This window comes from Polaribacter sp. ALD11 (genome assembly GCF_002831685.1).
In the GTDB taxonomy this organism is placed as follows: Bacteria; Bacteroidota; Bacteroidia; order Flavobacteriales; family Flavobacteriaceae; genus Polaribacter.
In genome coordinates, this window is the sequence record NZ_CP025119.1 from 2,086,914 (window position 1) to 2,106,063 (window position 19,150).

Here is a 19,150-nt window from a genome sequence, read left to right on the forward strand (position 1 = left end):
AGCGAGATTTTCATATAAACTGAAATAAGCCTTATCCTAACCTAAGCCAACATCTAAAGACATCATCACAATAAAACCACCTATAAAACCAAGCGTTGCAATATCTGTGTATTTATCTCGCTGTGTTTCTGGTATTACTTCTTCTACAACTACAAAAATCATTGCTCCTGCAGCAAATGCCAATGCATATGGCAAAATTGGCACAAAAAAGGAAACTGCCAAAGCACCTAAAACCGCAGCAATTGGCTCTACAACTGCAGACAATTGTCCATACCAAAAACTTTTTAATCTACTTACACCCTGTCTTCTTAATGGCATTGCAACCGCAAAACCTTCTGGAAAATTCTGAATTCCGATTCCGATTGCTAAAGAAATTGCAGCAATAATCATTTCTGTTTGCTCTACACCAACTAAAGTAGATGCAGCTCCAAATAAAACTCCAACCGCCAAACCCTCTGGAATATTATGCAACGTAATTGCCAACACCAACAAAGTCGTTTTATGCCATTCTGTTTTTACTCCTTCTGCTTCACTTTCTTTAAAATTGATGTGTAGATGCGGTAGAATTTTATCCATTCCGAATAAAGACAAAGCACCTAAACCAAACCCAATTGCAGCTGGTAAAACTTTCATAAAACCTTCTCCAGGACTGTTTTCTATTGCTGGCGCCAACAAACTCCAAAAACTTGCTGCCACCATAACACCTCCCGTAAAACCTAACATTCCGTCTAAGACAGCTCTGTTTAATTTCTTGAAAAAGAAAACTAACGCTGCTCCTGCAGCGGTTAAAGCCCAGGTAAAAAGTGATGCGTATAATGCTGCTAAAATCGGATTTTCTTTTCCGAATTCAACTAATTGATCGAATGTACTCATATATTTAAATCTACTTATTTTACTTATTACTCATTCTGAGTTTTAATGTATAAATTATTTGCTATTTTATTTGAAATTGATAATTTCTTGTCTTCAATTAATATTGATAAAGAATCATCGAAATCTTCTCTATCTATAATAGTGATGCTTTTACCTAATGTAATCCCTTTTTTATCTAAGAATTGTAAAAATTCTGACGAAGAATCATCTACACCAACACAAATTCCACTTTCTCCTTTAGCTAAAGTTGAAAGTAAACTTTTTTCAATCGTTTTTAAATTTCCATCTTTATCTGGAATAGGATCTCCATGAGGATCATGTGTTGGAAAACCTAAAAAACTATCTAGTTGGTCTATTAATTTTGAAGATTTTATATGTTCTAATTGTTCGGCAACCTCATGTACCTCATCCCAAGAAAAATTTAACTTATCTACTAAAAAAACCTCCCATAATCGATGGTTTCTCACAATATTCGCAGCAGATTTTCTACCTAAATCTGTTAATTTAACTCCTTTGTACTTTTTATAAATAACAACCTTTTTATCAGACAGTTTTTTAATCATGTCTGTTACAGAAGAAGCTTTTGTTGCTAACTGCTCTGCAATAGCATTTGTACTAATTCCTTTATTAGTATCTAATTCTAGATAATAAATTGCTTTTAAATAATTTTCTTCAGAAAGCGTAAACATTTGCACTTATTTAGACAACAAAGATATACTTTTTATTTTTATTAAAATATATTTTTAGACAAGTCTAAAAATAATATTATATTTGTCGAAAATTAAAAAAATATATTTATTAAAATATTAATTAGTCATGAGGAAAATACTATTTTTAGCAGTAATAGGAATATCAAACTTTTTATCTGCACAGAGTCAACAAGTCACTATTTCTGGTATTGTAAAAAACAACGGAAACCCTATCCCTTTTGTAAGTATATATGTAAAAGGAGGAAACCAAGGAACAAGTACAGACTATAATGGCAAGTACGAAATAACATTATCTACAGGAAAAATTACACTTATTGCACAAGCACAAGGATTTAAATCTTCTAGAAAAGAGCTAACTCTTTTAAAAAACTCTAATAAAGTTGTAGATTTTACACTCGAAGAAGGTAATGTAGTGTTAGACGAAATCGTAGTCACAGGAACTCGTACAGAAAAACGTAGAACAGATTCTCCAGTAATTGTGAATTTAATAACTAGCAAAACATTAGAGCAAGTAACCGCAACAGATCTTTCGGAAGGATTACGTTTTCAACCAGGATTGCGTGTTGAAGTAGATTGCCAAACGTGTAATTATAGTCAGATTAGAATGAATGGTTTACAAGGTGGTTATTCTCAAGTTCTTATAAACGGACGGGCAATTTTTAGCCCACTTACAGGTTTATATGGTTTAGAACAAATTCCAGTAAATATGATAGACCGAATAGAAGTAATTCGTGGAGGCGTTTCTGCTTTATATGGCTCTAGCGCAATTGGTGGAACTGTAAATGTAATTACAAAACTACCAAAGAAAAACGGATATAGCTTTAGCTACGGTTATCAAAATATCGATGGATCTGATCAAAATTTGATCAGTGGAAATGCAACAGTTGTTAATGAAGAAAGAAGCGCTGGTGTTAATTTCTTTATAAACAATCGAACAAGAGAGGCTTATGATGCTAATGGAGATAATTATTCTGAACTACCAGCATTAAAGGACAATACTTTTGGAGTAAATGCTTTCTATTTACCAACAGAAAACTCGAAGTTAGAAGCTAGTTTTAGCAGTCTTTATGAGTACCGATTTGGTGGAGAAATTGTTGATAAACCAGCATTTTTGGCAAACCAATCTGAGGAAAGAACGCACAACGTAAAAATGGGAAGTTTAGATTATCAAATAAATTTTGAAAGAAGTTCGCTTATTTTCTATTACGGTGGTCAACGAACTGATCGTGATCATTACACAGGTATTATTCCAGATGATGCAACAGAAAAACAAGAATTTTTCGCTGCGCCTCCTTACGGAATTTCAGAGGTTGTTACACATCAAGGTGGAACGCAATTCAATTATGGTTTTGATAAGTTTTTAGGCGGAAAAACAGTTCTTACAGGTGGTTTAGAATATATGTATGATGATGTTTTAGATGAAATCGAGTCATACAATTATCTTATCGATCAAACTACAAAGACGTTAGGCGCTTTTGTACAAAATGATTGGGATATTTCAGAAAAAGTGAACTTTCTAACGGGTTTCCGTATCGACAAGCACAACTTGGTAGAGCACGCAATTTTTAGTCCTAGAGTATCACTTTTGTATAAATTAAAAGAAACAACACAGTTTCGTTTAGGTTGGGGTACTGGTTTTAGAGCACCACAAGCTTTTGATACCGATTTACATATTGCTTTTGCAGGTGGTGGCGTTTCTAGAATTTCTTTAGCTGATGATTTAATTGAAGAACGTTCTAATAGTTATACCGCTTCTGTAAATTATGATAAAGCAACAGAGCACTTTATTGCTGGTTTTACAGTTGAAGGTTTTTATACCCATTTAGATGATGCATTTTATCAATTTCCTTTAGGTAAAGATCAATTTGGAGAGCGTTTTGAAAAAAGAAATGGAAGTGGAGCTACAGTGAAAGGAATCACTTTAGAGACACGTGCAAATTTTGACTATGTGGTAGAATTAGAAGCAGGTTTTACAGTACAGTCTAGTTTATTTGATGATAGTGTAGAAAATATTGAAGGCTTACCTTTAAAAAGAGAATTTTTACGTACTCCAAATAATTATGGTTACGCAACACTTACTTACACACCAATTAAAAAATTAGCAATTAGTGCAAACTTATTATATACTGGTAAAATGGATATTATTCACTTTGCTGGAGGCAATACAGGACAAACTGTAGATGAATATGATGTTACACCAAACTTTACGGAATTAAGTTTACGTGGAAGCTATACTTTTGAAATGGAAAAATTAAAAACAGGATTTGAACTTTTTGGTGGGATAAAAAATGTAACCGATAGCTATCAAAATGATTTTGATACTGGTAAAAACCGTGATAGTAATTATGTATATGGTCCAGCAGCGCCACGTACATATTTTGTAGGAGTAAAAATTAGTTCACTATAATATTTTGAAATTGACAAAATTATTTATTTTAAGTCTGTTTGTTTTATTAATAACTAACACCGCTTTTTCACAAAATGAAAAAGCGGTTAGTTGGTTAAGTTTTCAGCAATTAGAAGATTCACTTTTAATAAAACCTAAAAAAGTTTTTATTGATTTCTATGCAGACTGGTGCAGTCTTTGTATTAAAATGCAGCAGGATGTTTTTACAGATAAAAAAGTGATAGCACTTTTAAAAAAAGAATTCTATGCCGTAAAAATGGATGCAGAAACAAAAGATACAATTACATTCGGAGGTCAAAAATTTATTAATGAACGCATCAATAAAAGAAACCCAATACATCAAATTCCTTTATTAATGGCAAGAAAAAAGAACAAACCATTTTCTTTACCAGCAATTGTTTTGATGGATAAAAATTTTAAACCAACAGCTAGATATTTTCAATATTTAAATGTTGAACAGCTTATTAAAGTTTTATCGCAATAAAAAAAATAATTGCCTACCCAACAACTACAATTTTAAACATAAATTCTGAAAGAGATGCACAAGAAGTAGTGGCTTTACAATAGTAAAAAGATGCAACGTAAGTGTTAACTACCTATAAAATTAATTTTCCCAAATTCTTTGGTTGCTAGATCTACCACCAAAACTATACACTAAACCTGCAGAAGGGTAAATATGAGATTTCTGACTTTCGAATCTAGATTCAGAAAATTTATACATTAATTGCAGATTTAAACCATAGTTAGCGTTAAACCAAAAAGTAGATCCTGCACCAAAATTTAAGGTTGGTGTAAACCGCACTGCATCTATAAAACTACCTCCAATTAAAATATAAGGAACCACATTATCTCTAGAAGTACCGAAATCATAACGTAAAGCTCCATCAAAAGTGGTGTATTTTTGGTTATCACCAACTGCTGTTGCAAAACCAGCATCTAAAACTAAACTTTTAAAGATATATCTAGAAACATTAAATCGAGGAGACTGATATGCCAGTTGACCACCAACAACTCTACCATCTTGTAAAGAGTATTTTGCACCTGCAATACTAATTCCTGCAGTCCATTTTTGCACTTCGCTTTGAGCCTTTATTTGAATTGTAAAAACAAATAGAAAGAATATAATTAGGGCTTTAATTTTCATATTTATAGGTAGTTAGTTGAATAATAAGAACTAATAATGGGTAAATATATTGTAATCTTTAATAAAACAAAACAGTTAATGGGTTTTTATTGATTTACATCTTACATTTGCACAAAACTTAGCACGTTGAGCAAGCAGAACATTGTAAATCAATATCAAACATCTGAGAACGTTTCGCAGATTATTACACAGCTTCAACAAGAACAAAACCATTTTCAAATATCTAATTTGGTGGGTTCTTCGTTGTCTTTTGTTGTTTCAGAAACTTTTAAAAAAGCAGATAAGCCCTACCTTTTAATTTTTAATGATAAGGAAGAAGCTGCTTATTATTTAAATGATTTAGAGCAGCTTTTAGGAGAAAAAAATGTACTTTTTTACCCGGGTTCTTACCGAAGGCCTTATCAAATTGAAGAAACCGACAATGCGAATGTTTTATTGCGTTCTGAAGTTTTAAACAGAATCAACTCTAGAAAAAAACCTGCTGTAATTGTAACGTATCCAACGGCTCTTTTTGAGAAAGTAGTAACAAAAAAAGAGTTAGAAAAAAACACGTTAAAAGTTGCTGTTGGTGAAAGCTTATCGTTAGATTTTGTGAACGAAGTTTTATTTGAATACAAATTTAGACGTGTAGATTTTGTTACAGAACCAGGAGATTTCTCCGTACGTGGAGGAATTATTGATGTATTTTCATTTTCTAATGATGAACCCTACAGAATTGAATTTTTTGGAGATGAGATCGATAGTATTCGTTCTTTTGATGTAGAAACTCAACTTTCTAAAGAGAAATTGAAAAAGGTTTCTGTAATGCCAAATGTTGAAAATAAAACATTGCAAGAAAATAGAGAGAGCTTCTTAAAATACATCTCACCTAAAACAGTAATATTCACTAAAAACAGGAATTTATTAGTTGGTAATTTAGATAAATTCTTCGAAAAGGCAGAAGAAGCGTTTCATGATTTATCTAAAGAAATAAACCATTCAAAACCTTCTGAACTTTTTTGTGATGGTGCCTTTATAGAAAATCAATTACAAGATTTTACGTTGGTTGACGTAGGAAGTCAAGATCAGAAAGATTCAAAAATTATTTTCAACACGATTCCACAGCCTTCTTTTAACAAGCAATTTAATTTATTAATTGATAATTTAACGGAATATCACAAAGGAGGTTTCACCAATTATATATTCTGCGCTAACGAGCAACAAGCACAACGTTTTCATGATATTTTCGATGACTCTGAACAAGAAGTGCATTATGAAACTGTTGTCTTTCCTTTATATCAAGGTTTTGTAGATGTAGATAATAAATTGGTTTGTTATACAGATCATCAAATCTTCGAACGTTACCATAAATTCAGATTGAAGAACGGCTACGCTAAAAAGCAAGCAATCACACTTCAAGAATTAAACAAATTAGAAATTGGAGATTATGTAACCCACATGGATCATGGAATTGGAAAATTTGGTGGTTTACAAAAAATAGATGTTCAAGGAAAAAAACAAGAAGCTATTAAATTGGCTTATGGGGAAAGAGATATCTTATATGTAAGTATTCACTCTTTACACAAGATTTCTAAATTCAATGGAAAAGATGGCAAACCTCCTAAAATATACAAATTAGGTTCTGGTGCTTGGAAGAAAATCAAACAAAAAACAAAAGCAAGAGTTAAACATGTTGCATTTAATTTAATTCAATTATACGCGAAAAGAAAGCTTCAAAAAGGTTTTGCATTTGGGCCAGATACTCATATACAGCATGAATTAGAAGGAAGTTTTATGTATGAAGACACGCCAGATCAATTTACTTCTACACAAGATGTAAAAAACGATATGGAAAAAGAACAACCCATGGATAGATTGGTCTGTGGTGATGTTGGTTTTGGTAAAACAGAAGTTGCAGTAAGAGCAGCTTTTAAAGCGGTAGACAATGGAAAGCAAGTCGCAATTTTAGTACCCACAACTATATTGGCTTTTCAGCATTACAAAACTTTTACAGAAAGGTTAAAAGACTTCCCTATTAAGATTGATTATTTAAATAGGTTTAGAACTGCAAAACAAAAAACAGAAGCCATAAATGGTGTAAATGATGGCTCTGTAGATATTATTATTGGTACGCATCAATTAACAAATCAGCGTATAAAATTTAAAGATTTAGGATTATTAATTATTGATGAAGAACAGAAATTTGGTGTTGCTGTAAAAGATAAATTAAAAACCTTAAAAGAAAATGTAGACACATTAACGCTAACTGCAACTCCAATTCCTAGAACGTTACAATTTAGTTTAATGGCAGCAAGAGATTTGTCTGTAATTAAAACACCACCACCAAACAGACACCCAATAGAAAGTAATGTGATTCGTTTTGGCGAAGAAACAATTAGAGATGCCATTTCTTATGAAATTTCTAGAGGAGGACAAGTTTTCTTCATTCATAATAGAATAGAAAATATAAAAGAAGTTGCAGGCTTAATCCAAAGATTAGTTCCTACTGCTAAGGTTGGCATTGGCCACGGACAAATGGAAGGTAAAAAACTAGAGGGATTAATGCTCAGTTTTATGAATAATGAATTTGATGTCTTGGTTTCTACCACCATTATAGAAAGTGGTTTAGATGTACCCAATGCAAATACTATTTTTATTAATAATGCGAATAATTTCGGACTTTCCGATTTGCACCAAATGCGTGGTAGAGTTGGGCGATCTAATAAAAAAGCATTCTGTTATTTTATAACACCACCGTATCATATGATGACGGATGATGCTAGAAAACGTATCGAAGCATTGGTACTGTTCTCTGATTTAGGAAGCGGAATTAACATTGCTATGAAAGATTTAGAAATTCGTGGTGCTGGAGATTTATTAGGTGGTGAACAGAGTGGTTTTATAAATGATATTGGGTTTGACACCTATCAAAAAATATTACAAGAAGCCATTGAAGAATTAAAGGAAAATGAATTTAAAGACTTATACCCAACAGACAATACGAAGCCAAAAGAATTTGTAAAAGAAGTAACTATAGATACTGATTTTGAAATTTTATTTCCAGATGATTATGTAAATTCTGTTACAGAACGCTTGAGCTTATATAACAAATTATCTGATTTGGAAGGCGAAAAAGAACTACAGGTTTTTGAATCAGAAATTATAGATCGTTTTGGCGAAATACCTAATGAAGTGAATGATTTATTAGATTCGGTAAGAATTAAATGGTTGGCAAAAGAATTAGGTTTAGAGAAAATTATTCTAAAACAAAAAAGAATGATTGGTTATTTTGTTGAGAATCAACAAAGTGATTTTTACCAAACAGAAGCATTTTCTAGAATGTTAAAATACGTTCAAAACAACGGTAAAAGCTGTGTAATGAAAGAGAAAGAAACTAAAAATGGCTTGCGTTTATTAATCACTTTTATTAGAATCGACAGCGTAAAAACGGCCTTAAATATTTTACAAAAAATATAGATTACTTTGTCTGTTTGAGCGCAGTCGAGAGCTTATTCTTTAACATAAAATAAAACCTTAACTGCGCTCGAGCAAACATTTTTACAATCAATGGAAAACTCACACACAAAGAATTTATCGGTTTTACTGCTAGCAACACTCTTTATAAGTACGTCTGGTGTTTTAGGTAGATATATACAATTAGCCCCAGAAGCCATTATTTTGTGTCGGGCTTTTTTAGCTGCAATTTTCATCTTTATTTTCTGTAAATTTAAGAAGGTTGACTTAAAAATAAAATCTAAAAAAGACACTATTTCTTTTATCTTTAGCGGCTTTTTAATGGGCGCACATTGGGTTACTTATTTCTACGCTTTAAAACTATCTAATGTAGCTTTAGGTATGCTGTCTTTATATACTTTTCCTGTAATAACAGCTTTTTTAGAACCTTTTTTTATTAAACAAAGAATAAACACAGTTCATATTTTTTTAGCAATTTTAGTCTTAATTGGTGTTTATATTTTAGTGCCAGAATTCTCTTTAGAAAACAATCAATTACAAGGTGTTTTGTTTGGTATTCTTTCTGCTTTCTTTTATGCTCTTCGTAATTTAATGGTAAAAGAACATGTAAAAAATTACAATGGCAGTATGCTAATGTTTTATCAAATGATTGTTATAAGTGTATTGCTTATTCCTGTTTTATTTTTTGCTGATTTTTCTAATGTGCAAAGTCAATTACCTTTATTAGTTTTAGTAGCTTTATTAACTACCGCAGTTGGCCATACAATGATGGTAAACTCTTTAAAACATTTTTCTGCTGCTACAGCAAGTATAATTAGTAGTGTGCAACCTATTTTTGGAATTATAATCGCATACTTTTTCGTACATGAAATTCCGCATTTTAATACTTTTATTGGTGGAAGTTTAATTTTATTGACGGTTGTTATTGAGAGCATTAGAAGTAAAAAGTAAATTTACCTTCTATAATATATTGAAACAACAAATTACTAACAAACAAGTATAGCCCTGATTGAAACGGCATCCTTTTTGTTTTTCACAAAAAGATATAGTGGAAAGCAGGAAATAGCTTCAAAAAACATCTCCTTTAAAAATTACGATTCCTACTTTTACAGTAATGATCAAAAAGTCTTTAAAAAAAAGGCATGCTAAAACAACTCTTTATTACTAATGTCTAAGTAATTACGTTTTACAAAGGCTAAGATAGTTTCTAGAATTTCGCCCATGTTTTTACAATCTTTAAATTTAACATCACCAACATATTTTATTAAGTGTTTTTTTAGAAGTTCTACGTTTTCTGGAAAAGAAATAGTGTCTGCTTTCATACATTTAATCAAGCGTGCAGTTCTTTTAGGTGCAGTAATCATTCTTTTTGCCATAAAAGAACGCTCCTCTATTTTATATTGTCGAATAGAATCGTTTTGTAATTTTTTACCCACCATTTCTATCATCTTGAAGTTTTCTTTCATAAACTGCAAGTTGTACACTTTTAAATTCCCTTCAAAAGACTGCTGATCGAAATCTATAGCTCTAATTTTATACACAATATGATCAAAATCGTGCGTTGGTGTAATTACATAATTATAAGAACGCATATCACCTAACAAGCGCACTAGACAACGTTCTTTAAATTTCACAAACTCTTTGGCTATTTGAGCTTTTTGAGGCTCTGTACAATCTGGTAAGATATCTCTAATAAAATCGTCTCCAGGAATTCCTGCAATATGCTCTTCTATAAGAGTGTCTTTATAAACTAAAAAGTTCATGTTATGAGGAGACAAAATATGTTCTAATTCTAGACCATAAATACGTGAAGCATCTGCTTTTTTTACATAAAAATAAGAGAAATTATCATTTAAAATATTTCTAACTTTTATTCGAAATGGCTTTGAATTACCGAACGTACAATAATCAATAGCGTCTACATTTAAAAATGGAATACTATCATCATTACCATCTGAATGTAACCGTGTATAAATTTTCTTTAAACTTCTATCGATCTCTTCTCTATCATATTGAGAATAATAGGTTCTTACCCACAAAGTGTCTTCATCGTTCTTATCATAAACCGTAACTGAGCCTTGAAACCGCAACAAATCATCATAATAAAGAGAAATTTTTATATTTCTATTATAATTTTTTAAATATGCATTTAACATTTCATTTACTGGAAATGTTGGTTTCTTTTTGGACATCAATTTTTTCCCTACCGCCATCTTTTCTGTTGATTTTTCTCAAAAATAAGAATATTTACACCAATTCAAACATCTTTCCTGGTAAAGGTTTTGAGATTCCTTTTAATTCCATCTGTAACAATATAGACGATAATTGATAAATAGGAATGTTACATTCTAAAGAAATTACATCTAATAATTGTTGTCCTTTTTCATGCAGTAAATCATAAATTTTTTGTTCATTCTCGTTCAATTCTAAAAATAATTGTTTTTGAATTGCCTTTGGTTTTTCTGCCAAATCCCAATTTAGCATTTTCACAATTTCCTCTGCGGAATTTAATAGGAATGCTCTGTTGTTTTTTATTAGATTGTTACAACCTTTGCTATATAAATCTGTAGTTCTACCAGGAACCGCAAATACGTCTTTATCATAAGAGTTTGCAATGTCTGCCGTTACCAAAGAACCTCCTTTTGCCGCAGATTCTATAATAATTGTGGCTTTAGAGATACCAGCAACAATTCTATTTCTTTTTAGAAAATTTTCTCTTAATGGTGTTTCTTTGTGCCAAAACTCAGTTAAAAAACCTCCGTTTTCATTTACCTGACTTATATATTTCTTATGAACTTTCGGGTACGTTTCTTCTAAACCATGCGCTAAAACTGCAATGGTTTGTAGCTTATTTTTTATTGCTGCTTTGTGCGCACAAATATCTACACCATAAGCAAAACCACTTACAATAATGGGATTGTGTTGCGCTAAATCTGCTATTAATTTATTGCAAAAATCGCGTCCGTAAGAACTCATATTTCTGGTTCCCACAATAGAAATAATTTTATCGTTTGAAAAATCGATAGTACCGTCTTTAAATAATAAAATAGGGCTGTCTATACAATGTTGTAAATTGGTAGGGTAATCGTCTTCTAAAAAATATGAATATGCAAGGTCGTTTTCTTGTATGTATTTTAGCTCTTGTTCTGCAAGTTTGACGTTTTCTTCGTCAAAAAGGTGTTTTAGAACGTGTTTTCCTATTCCGTTTATTTTTGATAAATTAGATGCTTTTTCTTTGAATATTTGAGTGACATCTCCCACGTTTACAATGAGTTTCTTCGCCAAAATATCTCCCACGGCTTTACTTTTCTGCAATCGTAAAATAGCGAGTAGTTTTTCTTCTTTCAATAGTTAACAATTTGACAACCAATATATAAAAATTTTGTTGATAATTTTTATAGAACTTTCTATTATGAAACGTCTAAAATTATATATTTGTTTATATGAATTTAGCCAACTACATCAACGATTTATTATACAGATATGATTGCGTAATTGTTCCTGACTTTGGAGGGTTTGTAACCAATAAAATTGGTGCAAAGTTAAATAGTGATACTCACACATTCTACCCACCAACAAAGCAAATTGCGTTTAATAGTCTTCTAAAACACAATGATGGTTTGTTAGCTAATTACATTGCCTCTGCAGAACAAATTTCTTTCGAGAAGGCTTCTACAGCTATCTCTTTGTCTGTAATTAAATGGCAAAACGAATTGCAAAAAAAAGCCATTCAACTAGATAATTTAGGCGTTATTTCATTAAATGAACAACAACAAATTATTTTTGAACCAAAGAAAGATGTCAACTTTTTAACAACTTCTTTTGGCTTGCCTTCTGTTGAATCTTCTACTATAGAAAGATACAGACAAGAAGTAAAACCTTTGATTCCTGTTATTAATGCTACTGAGAAAAAAGGAGTTCCTGCATTTATAAAATACGCTGCAACTGCTGCAATCTTATTAACATTAGGGGTTACTGGCTACAATGGTTATGAACAAAACCAGCAAAAAGAAGTCTATGCAAATCAGCAAAAAGAACTAGAGAAAAAGATACAATCTGCTACGTTTGTTATTTCTAATCCGCTACCAACCTTAGAACTAAATGTTGTTAAAGAAGTAGCGAAACCATATCATATTGTTGCTGGTGCTTTTCAAATTGCAGAAAATGCAGATAAAAAAGTAAAAGAATTAATTTCTGAAGGTTTTAATGCTCAAATTATTGGAGTCAATAAATGGGGGTTAACACAGGTTACTTTTAATAGTTATGCAGATAAAAATGACGCAATCAACAGTTTGAATAAGATTAAAAGAACGGTATCTAAAGACGCTTGGTTATTAGTTAAAACTACCAAATAATTTTACTTTTCTTTCTGTTTTTAGCATCACTTATAAATTAGTGATTGTGTATCTTTGCAAAAAAAAAATTATTTTTTGATGGAAGCAAAAACACCTAAAGAATCTTTAACAATTTTAACAGATTTAGTCTTACCAGGAGAAACTAATTATTTAGACAATCTTTTTGGCGGAGAATTATTAGCTAGAATGGACAGAGCTTGTAGTATTGCCGCAAGAAGACACTCTAGAAGAATTGTAGTTACTGCTTCTGTAAATCATGTTGCCTTTAATAAATCTGTGCCAGTTGGTAGTGTTGTTACCGTAGAAGCGAAAGTTTCTAGAGCATTTAACTCTTCTATGGAAATTTACGTTGATGTTTGGATTGAAGACAGACAATCTAGGCATAGAACAAAAGTAAACGAAGGTATTTATACTTTTGTTGCTGTAGATGAAACTGGCAAACCCGTTCAAATACCTCAATTAGTTCCAGAAACTGATTTAGAAAAAGAACGTTTTGAAGGTGCACTAAGACGTAAACAATTGAGTTTAGTATTAGCAGGAAAACTAAAACCAAATGAAGCTACTGCTTTAAAGGCTTTGTTTAATTAAAAGTGATACTATATGGAGTTTTTCAATCATTTTAAAATTATTGAATCTGTAATTGTTTTTGTAATTGCTTTTTTTATTCGATTATTTATTACAAAATCGCTTCGAAAAATTCAAACAAAATTCGGATTTCAAAATTCAAGAATTTTAGTAACCAATAAAATCATTTCAATTCTTATTTACATAACTGTAATTGTTGTAATTTCTTTTATTTGGGGAGTAGATGAAAAACAATTATTAATTTATATCTCTTCTTTCTTAACCATTTTAGGAATTGCTTTTTTTGCACAATGGTCTATTCTATCTAACATTACAGCTGGCATTATACTTTACGTAAACTATCCTGTAAAAATTGGAGACACCATTACTGTTTTAGAAAAAGACAATAATATTACTGGTGAAATTAGAGATATTGGTGCATTTTTTATCACCTTAAGAACACCTGAAAAAGAACTAATTACATTACCTAATGCTATTATTCTTCAGAAGAACATAAAATATTCTCCACAACCGATGAGATTATAATTTTACTATTAGACTCTATTACAGATTATTTATTCTGTTAGAATCGTTGTATGTTTATAAAATAACAAAGAAGCTCAAATTAAAATTTGCGCTTCTTTGTTCTACGACCTAACTAACGTAGATAATTCTATTTCAATATAAAATTAGACCATTTGACCCGCATGTTTACCTTCGTAAACCTCCTCCACTAATTTAGCATTAAATGCAGGCAAATCATCCGGGTTTCTACTAGTAACCAAACCTTGGTCTACCACTACTTCCTCGTCACTCCAGTTTGCCCCAGCATTTATAAGATCTGTTTTAATTGAACTATATGAAGTTACATTTCTATCTTTTAATACATCTGCCTCTACCAATAACCATGGTCCGTGGCAAATAGCACCAACCGGCTTATGATTCTCAAAGAAAGACTTCACAAAACTCACTGCCTTGCCATTATTTCGTAATAAATCTGGGTTTATAACCCCACCTGGCAACATCAATGCATTATAATCTTTTTGAGAAACCTCATCTAAAGTCTTATCAACTTTATACGTTTTCCCCCAATTGCCATCGTTCCAAGATTTTATTTCTCCAGACTCTAAAGATACAATGTGCACTTCTGCACCTGCTTCCTCTAACGCTTTTTTTGGTTCTCTTAATTCGCTTTCTTCAAATCCATTAGTTGCTAAAATTGCAACGGTCTTTCTTTTTAAGTTTTCCATTTTAATAAAATTTTAATTCATATAAGAGAATTTAAATAAGTTCTAAATTCTCTCACAAAATTAATTATTAATCAAGTAACTTTTGTGTGGTATCAAATTCTATTTTAACGCAAATACTATTTTAAGGGTTTATCTTTTTAAAATCCAAGAAGCGGGATTTAGCTTTGTCGTATTCTTATACAAAACGAAAATTAACGTCGTTTTTCCAGAAACTTTGTCTGTAAATATCTGACCTATCTTTTGTCCTGTTGTTACGTTATCTCCCTTCTGAACATAGAGTTTCTCTAAGTTATTGTAAGAAGTAATGTAGTTTCCATGTTGAATTAAGACATTTCTTCTTCCACCAGAAGTCACTAAAACATTCAAGATCTTTCCATTAAAGATAGCTTGTGCACTTCTTCCTCTTTGGGTAACCATGTGCAAACCTGTACTATTAATTGTAATTCCAGGAAAAGTGGGATGAGACTGCTTACCAAACCTTCTTGTAATTAAGCCTTCTTCTATAGGCCAAGGCAACTTTCCTTTATTTAATTCAAATTTTGCTGCTAGGGCTTTTGCTTCCGGACTTAAAACAAACTCATTCTTTTTGGTTATTTTCGGTTTATTTATAAGCTTTGCATTTGCTATTTTGTTTGCTTTTGCTATTTCATCACGAATAATTTTGTCTATTTTTTCAGCAACTCTTTTTTCAGCATTTATTTTATTTTGAATTTCTCTTTTATACTTTCTTTCTTTCTTTTTAATTGTAGATATTAACTTTACTTTATTATTCTTATCAATCTCAATCTTTTCCTTTTGATCTTTTTCTGAAAGAATTAAAGTATCTTTTACTTGTTTTTGATATAGTAAAGAATCATTCATTTTTTTTACCAAATCTGTTTGAACACCAATTTCTTCTCCTTGCTTTTTCCTGAAAGAAGTATATTGTTTCATGTATTCTAAACGCTTGTATGCTTGATGAAAATTTTGAGAAGACAACAAGAACATCATCCTGCTTTGTTGAGATTTACTCTTATAAGATTTTAAAATCATACTTGCGTAATCTGTCTTTAAAGCCAAAAGCTCCTTTTCTAGCTTCGTAATTTCTTTTTTGTTCTTAGAAATCTCTCTAGATAACAATCTTGCTTCAGAATTAATGGTACGTATTAACCTTAATCTTACATCTATTTTCTGATTTAGATCTTTTAGATCTTCAAGAACATTCTTTTCCTTTTTTTGCTCCTTAAACAATAAACTGTTTACTTGAGCAATCTCTTTTTTTAATTTTTTTCGCTGTTGTTCTAACTCTTTTTTTGTTTGACTAAAAGTTGACAAACAAGTAAAAGTCAAAATAAATAATGTTGTATAAAACCGAGCCTTTATCACTATATCTGAATGCGTTTATATCCTTTAGGTATTTTAAAAGAAGTATTTATTTCCGTATTAAACTCAACAGATTTCAATATAAAATCTATCGTTGTTAATTTATTTCCTTGTTTTGCTTTTATATTTATTTCTTGCGGATACACTACATCTTCTATCAATTTATAAGAAGGATATTTGATATCTAAACGCTGCCCTTTCATAGAATTTACAATAGATTGATGGTCTAATTTAAAATGACCAGGATTCACTGCAAAAAAAACATCAAAAAAATTTGCCTGCACTTGCGGAGATAAAATGTAAGAATTATTTACAATTTCTATATTTTGCTTTTCCTTTTTAACATCTAAAATAGCTTCACCTAAAAACAAATTTTGCAATTGTTGAAAGTTAATTTCTGTACCTAATAATTTCTCTAACATCGAAAAATCTCCTTCAAAATACTTTTTTTCTAGAGGTGAATAAAAACTTACTTTTTCTGGAGTTATTTTAGCTTTAAAAACGTTGATAAACTTCGTTCCTTTTAACCAAATTACCTCATCTTTTTGTATTTTTAAATAAACAGAAATACTTTGATTTACTTTTCCATCATTAAAATTTGCTTTTAACTTAGCGTCTATTGTTTCTTTATCAAAAGTGGCAGAAAGATGCTTTCTTACTACTTTTTTAGCAGACATTTCCCTTGCAACCAAATTAGAATCTATTACATATTTTTTTGTTTTACAAGAAGTAAAAACAATGGTTAACACTACTAAATATTTTAAATATCGCATTTTATTTTTTTAACTTTTCAAATTTTTCTTTGTACTTTTTTTCTTCGGATTTATTACCTAAACCTTTATAAGAAACAGCCATTTCATTATAAAAATCGGCTTCCATTGCATCTTCAATAACAAAATCGATACCGTTTTTTAAAGTTTCTAAAGCTTTTTTATAAGCTTTCTTCGCATTTAATGCTTTCCCACTCATTAAATATACAAAAGGCTGTGCAGGAAACAGCGCAATACCTTCTGTACTATATTTTAAAAGCAACGCTGGTTTGTCTTCAGTAGACTCTAAAATTTGTTTTAATACAGCATAAGATTTATTCGTTTCAAACCTCTTAAAAATACTTTCTGCAACTGCTGTTGTTTTTACAACTCCGTTGTTTCTTTTCTCTAAACTGTCTTTTACCTTCTTAAGGCTTGCTGGCAATAAATTTTCTTCTTGCAAAACATTCATAATACTTAAAGCACTTTTATAGTCTCTATTTCGCAAGTATAGTCTCACTAAATAAGCTCTTTCTCTAGACTTAGAAATAACAATTTTTTGTTGAATTTTTATCGCTTCAGAAAAGTTATTTTCTTTCACAAAAACCTTTACTAAATGCTTTTGCATCCAAATATTTTTAACATCTTTTTCAATGGCTCGATTGATATATTCTTTTGCTAAAAGTGTATTATTCAATTCTAAATAGTTTTTAGAGAACTCATAAAAAACAGCTAAATCATTTGGTAATATTTGATTACAACTCTCTAAATTTTCTATAGCTTTTTGGTAGTTTCCAATAGATTTCTGAGACAACGCTTTAAAGAAAAATTGCTGAAATTGCAACTCTTTTTCCTCTGTTAAATCTACCGCTGCGGGAATACTGTCTTGTGCAAGACATTTTAAAGAAATTATAAAAAAGAGCAAAGAAAAAAGAGACACCTTAAAATAATCTAATTGCCTCTCTTTTCTATACGCTATCTTTTTTACTCTAAAAATCATTAAGTTAATTCTGTATAATCTCCAATACTAACTGAGGTAAAATTACCATCAAACTTCGCATGATTTCCAATCATGGCATTGTCTAGTTTTGCATTCGAAATTACCACATTTGTTTGTATTAAAGAGTTTGTAATTGTCGTATTTTCTACAACACTATTTTCTCCTATAGAAACATAAGGTCCTATTTTTGTGTTTTTTAAAACTACATTCTTTCCAACATAACAAGGTTGAATAATTTCTGAGTTCTCTAACACAACGTCTTCAGACACTAAATTATTACCTGCTTTGTGTTCAAATTCTAAAACTTGCTTATTTGTATCTACCGTTGGGTCTTTCTTTCCACAATCCATCCAAGTAGTTACCGTTCCTGGAATAAATTTTGCACCATCTCTTTTTAATGTTTCTAAAACATTGGTTAATTGATATTCGTTGTTCTCTCTTAAATCATTATCAATTAAATATTGAATTTCAGTTCTTACTTTATCTCCGTCTTTAAAGTAGTAAATTCCAATAATTGCTAAATCGGAAACAAAATCCTTTGGCTTTTCAATAAAATCTGTAATAAAACCATCTTCTAATTTCACAACACCAAAAGCACTTGGGTCTTCTACTTGCTTTACCCAAATTGCACCATCTGCATTAGCATCTAATTTAAAATCTGCCTTAAATAAAGTATCTGCATACGCAACAACACAAGGGCCTCTCAAAGAATCTTTAGCACAAAAAAGTGCATGCGCAGTTCCCAAAGCTTCTTCTTGAACATAAACAGAACCTTTAGCACCTAATTCTTTTGCTATTTTTAATAAATTCTCTTTTGTGTTTGCAGGAAATCCTTTTTTGGCAGGTCCTATTATGAAGGCAATCTCATCTATTTTTTCATCTATTACAGATGAAATGTCTTCTACCAATCTTTGTACAATTGATTTTCCAGCAATTACAGTTAAAGGCTTAGGAACAGTTAACGTATGTGGTCTCAAACGAGATCCGATTCCTGCCATTGGTACAATTATCTTCATATATTTTTTTTCGAATTTTAAAGTTGCAATATACTATTATTAAAAAGATTTTAAAAAAATATAAGAAAAGTCAAAGTAAAAAGATCTTTTAAGAAGATTTAAAAAAAAGGACCTTGAATAACAACAATTAAAAAAGAGAAGAAATGCTTTTTTTAAACAGGTATTAAAACCAAACATAGCATTGTATACTAAAAATCATATCCCTGAATTCAGGGATACCCATACCTGAATTCAGGGATATAAAAAAAACACTGTTTTCAGGGATTG

The 19,150-nt window shown here is 30.7% G+C and carries 17 protein-coding genes; 7 read left to right on the forward strand and 10 right to left on the reverse strand.

Annotated features, from left to right (window positions below):
* Positions 1–36 precede the first annotated feature (36 nt).
* Together CW731_RS09315 and CW731_RS09320 are read right to left on the reverse strand one after the other, a co-directional pair.
* On the reverse strand, positions 37–873 hold the full coding sequence (locus CW731_RS09315; protein ID WP_100946466.1) for a ZIP family metal transporter: 837 nt from the start codon (positions 871–873) through the stop codon (positions 37–39).
* A 26-nt stretch (positions 874–899) separates the two neighbouring features.
* Positions 900–1,562 carry a metal-dependent transcriptional regulator gene (locus CW731_RS09320; RefSeq protein ID WP_100946467.1) on the reverse strand — a complete coding sequence of 221 codons (663 nt, stop codon included), beginning with the start codon at positions 1,560–1,562 and terminating at the stop codon, positions 900–902.
* 127 nt (positions 1,563–1,689) lie between these two features.
* Between CW731_RS09320 and CW731_RS09325 the strand changes: the two genes are divergently transcribed.
* Positions 1,690–3,990: a TonB-dependent receptor gene (locus CW731_RS09325; protein ID WP_100946468.1), complete on the forward strand. Its 2,301-nt coding sequence runs from the start codon at positions 1,690–1,692 to the stop codon at positions 3,988–3,990.
* Positions 3,991–4,000: 10 nt separating this feature from the next.
* Entirely contained in the window at positions 4,001–4,474 is a 474-nt protein-coding gene (locus CW731_RS09330; RefSeq protein ID WP_100946469.1) for a thioredoxin family protein, read from the forward strand.
* A 120-nt stretch (positions 4,475–4,594) separates the two neighbouring features.
* Here CW731_RS09330 and CW731_RS09335 read toward each other — a convergent pair whose 3' ends face one another.
* On the reverse strand, positions 4,595–5,134 hold the full coding sequence (locus CW731_RS09335; RefSeq protein WP_100946470.1) for a hypothetical protein: 540 nt from the start codon (positions 5,132–5,134) through the stop codon (positions 4,595–4,597).
* Positions 5,135–5,260: 126 nt separating this feature from the next.
* Between CW731_RS09335 and mfd the strand changes: the two genes are divergently transcribed.
* Entirely contained in the window at positions 5,261–8,590 is a 3,330-nt protein-coding gene (gene mfd / locus CW731_RS09340) for a transcription-repair coupling factor (protein WP_100946471.1), read from the forward strand.
* A 90-nt stretch (positions 8,591–8,680) separates the two neighbouring features.
* Positions 8,681–9,538, forward strand: a complete 858-nt coding sequence (locus CW731_RS09345; protein ID WP_100946472.1) for a DMT family transporter — start codon at positions 8,681–8,683, stop codon at positions 9,536–9,538.
* A gap of 194 nt (positions 9,539–9,732) precedes the next feature.
* On the opposite strand, the gene CW731_RS09350 is transcribed toward CW731_RS09345, so the two are convergent.
* Together CW731_RS09350 and dprA are read right to left on the reverse strand one after the other, a co-directional pair.
* A complete protein-coding gene (locus CW731_RS09350; protein WP_100946473.1) occupies positions 9,733–10,800 on the reverse strand; it encodes a hypothetical protein in 1,068 nt (355 codons plus the stop codon).
* Between the two features lie 34 nt (positions 10,801–10,834).
* Entirely contained in the window at positions 10,835–11,935 is a 1,101-nt protein-coding gene (gene dprA / locus CW731_RS09355) for a DNA-processing protein DprA (protein ID WP_100946474.1), read from the reverse strand.
* 95 nt (positions 11,936–12,030) lie between these two features.
* Here dprA and CW731_RS09360 point away from each other — a divergent pair, with 95 nt between their 5' ends.
* The 3 genes from CW731_RS09360 to CW731_RS09370 all read left to right on the forward strand — a co-directional run bounded on the left by CW731_RS09360 (position 12,031) and on the right by CW731_RS09370 (position 14,052).
* Positions 12,031–12,942: an SPOR domain-containing protein gene (locus CW731_RS09360; RefSeq protein WP_100946475.1), complete on the forward strand. Its 912-nt coding sequence runs from the start codon at positions 12,031–12,033 to the stop codon at positions 12,940–12,942.
* 78 nt (positions 12,943–13,020) lie between these two features.
* Positions 13,021–13,530 (forward strand): acyl-CoA thioesterase, encoded by a 510-nt coding sequence (locus CW731_RS09365; RefSeq protein ID WP_100946476.1) that lies wholly within the window; start codon positions 13,021–13,023, stop codon positions 13,528–13,530.
* Between the two features lie 12 nt (positions 13,531–13,542).
* Positions 13,543–14,052, forward strand: a complete 510-nt coding sequence (locus tag CW731_RS09370; RefSeq protein WP_100946477.1) for a mechanosensitive ion channel family protein — start codon at positions 13,543–13,545, stop codon at positions 14,050–14,052.
* 143 nt (positions 14,053–14,195) lie between these two features.
* On the opposite strand, the gene CW731_RS09375 is transcribed toward CW731_RS09370, so the two are convergent.
* From CW731_RS09375 to CW731_RS09395, 5 genes are all read right to left on the reverse strand, one after another.
* Entirely contained in the window at positions 14,196–14,756 is a 561-nt protein-coding gene (locus CW731_RS09375) for a type 1 glutamine amidotransferase domain-containing protein (protein ID WP_100946478.1), read from the reverse strand.
* A 129-nt stretch (positions 14,757–14,885) separates the two neighbouring features.
* Positions 14,886–16,070, reverse strand: a complete 1,185-nt coding sequence (locus tag CW731_RS09380; protein ID WP_100946479.1) for a murein hydrolase activator EnvC — start codon at positions 16,068–16,070, stop codon at positions 14,886–14,888.
* A 50-nt stretch (positions 16,071–16,120) separates the two neighbouring features.
* Positions 16,121–16,891, reverse strand: a complete 771-nt coding sequence (locus CW731_RS09385) for a DUF4292 domain-containing protein (protein WP_100946480.1) — start codon at positions 16,889–16,891, stop codon at positions 16,121–16,123.
* 1 nt (position 16,892) lies between these two features.
* Positions 16,893–17,867, reverse strand: coding sequence for a lipopolysaccharide assembly protein LapB (locus CW731_RS09390; protein WP_100946481.1), 975 nt, complete (start codon positions 17,865–17,867; stop codon positions 16,893–16,895).
* A complete protein-coding gene (locus tag CW731_RS09395) occupies positions 17,867–18,883 on the reverse strand; it encodes a sugar nucleotidyltransferase (RefSeq protein WP_100946482.1) in 1,017 nt (338 codons plus the stop codon). Before CW731_RS09395 ends, CW731_RS09390 begins: the two co-directional genes overlap by 1 nt.
* Between the last annotated feature and the right edge of the window lie 267 nt (positions 18,884–19,150).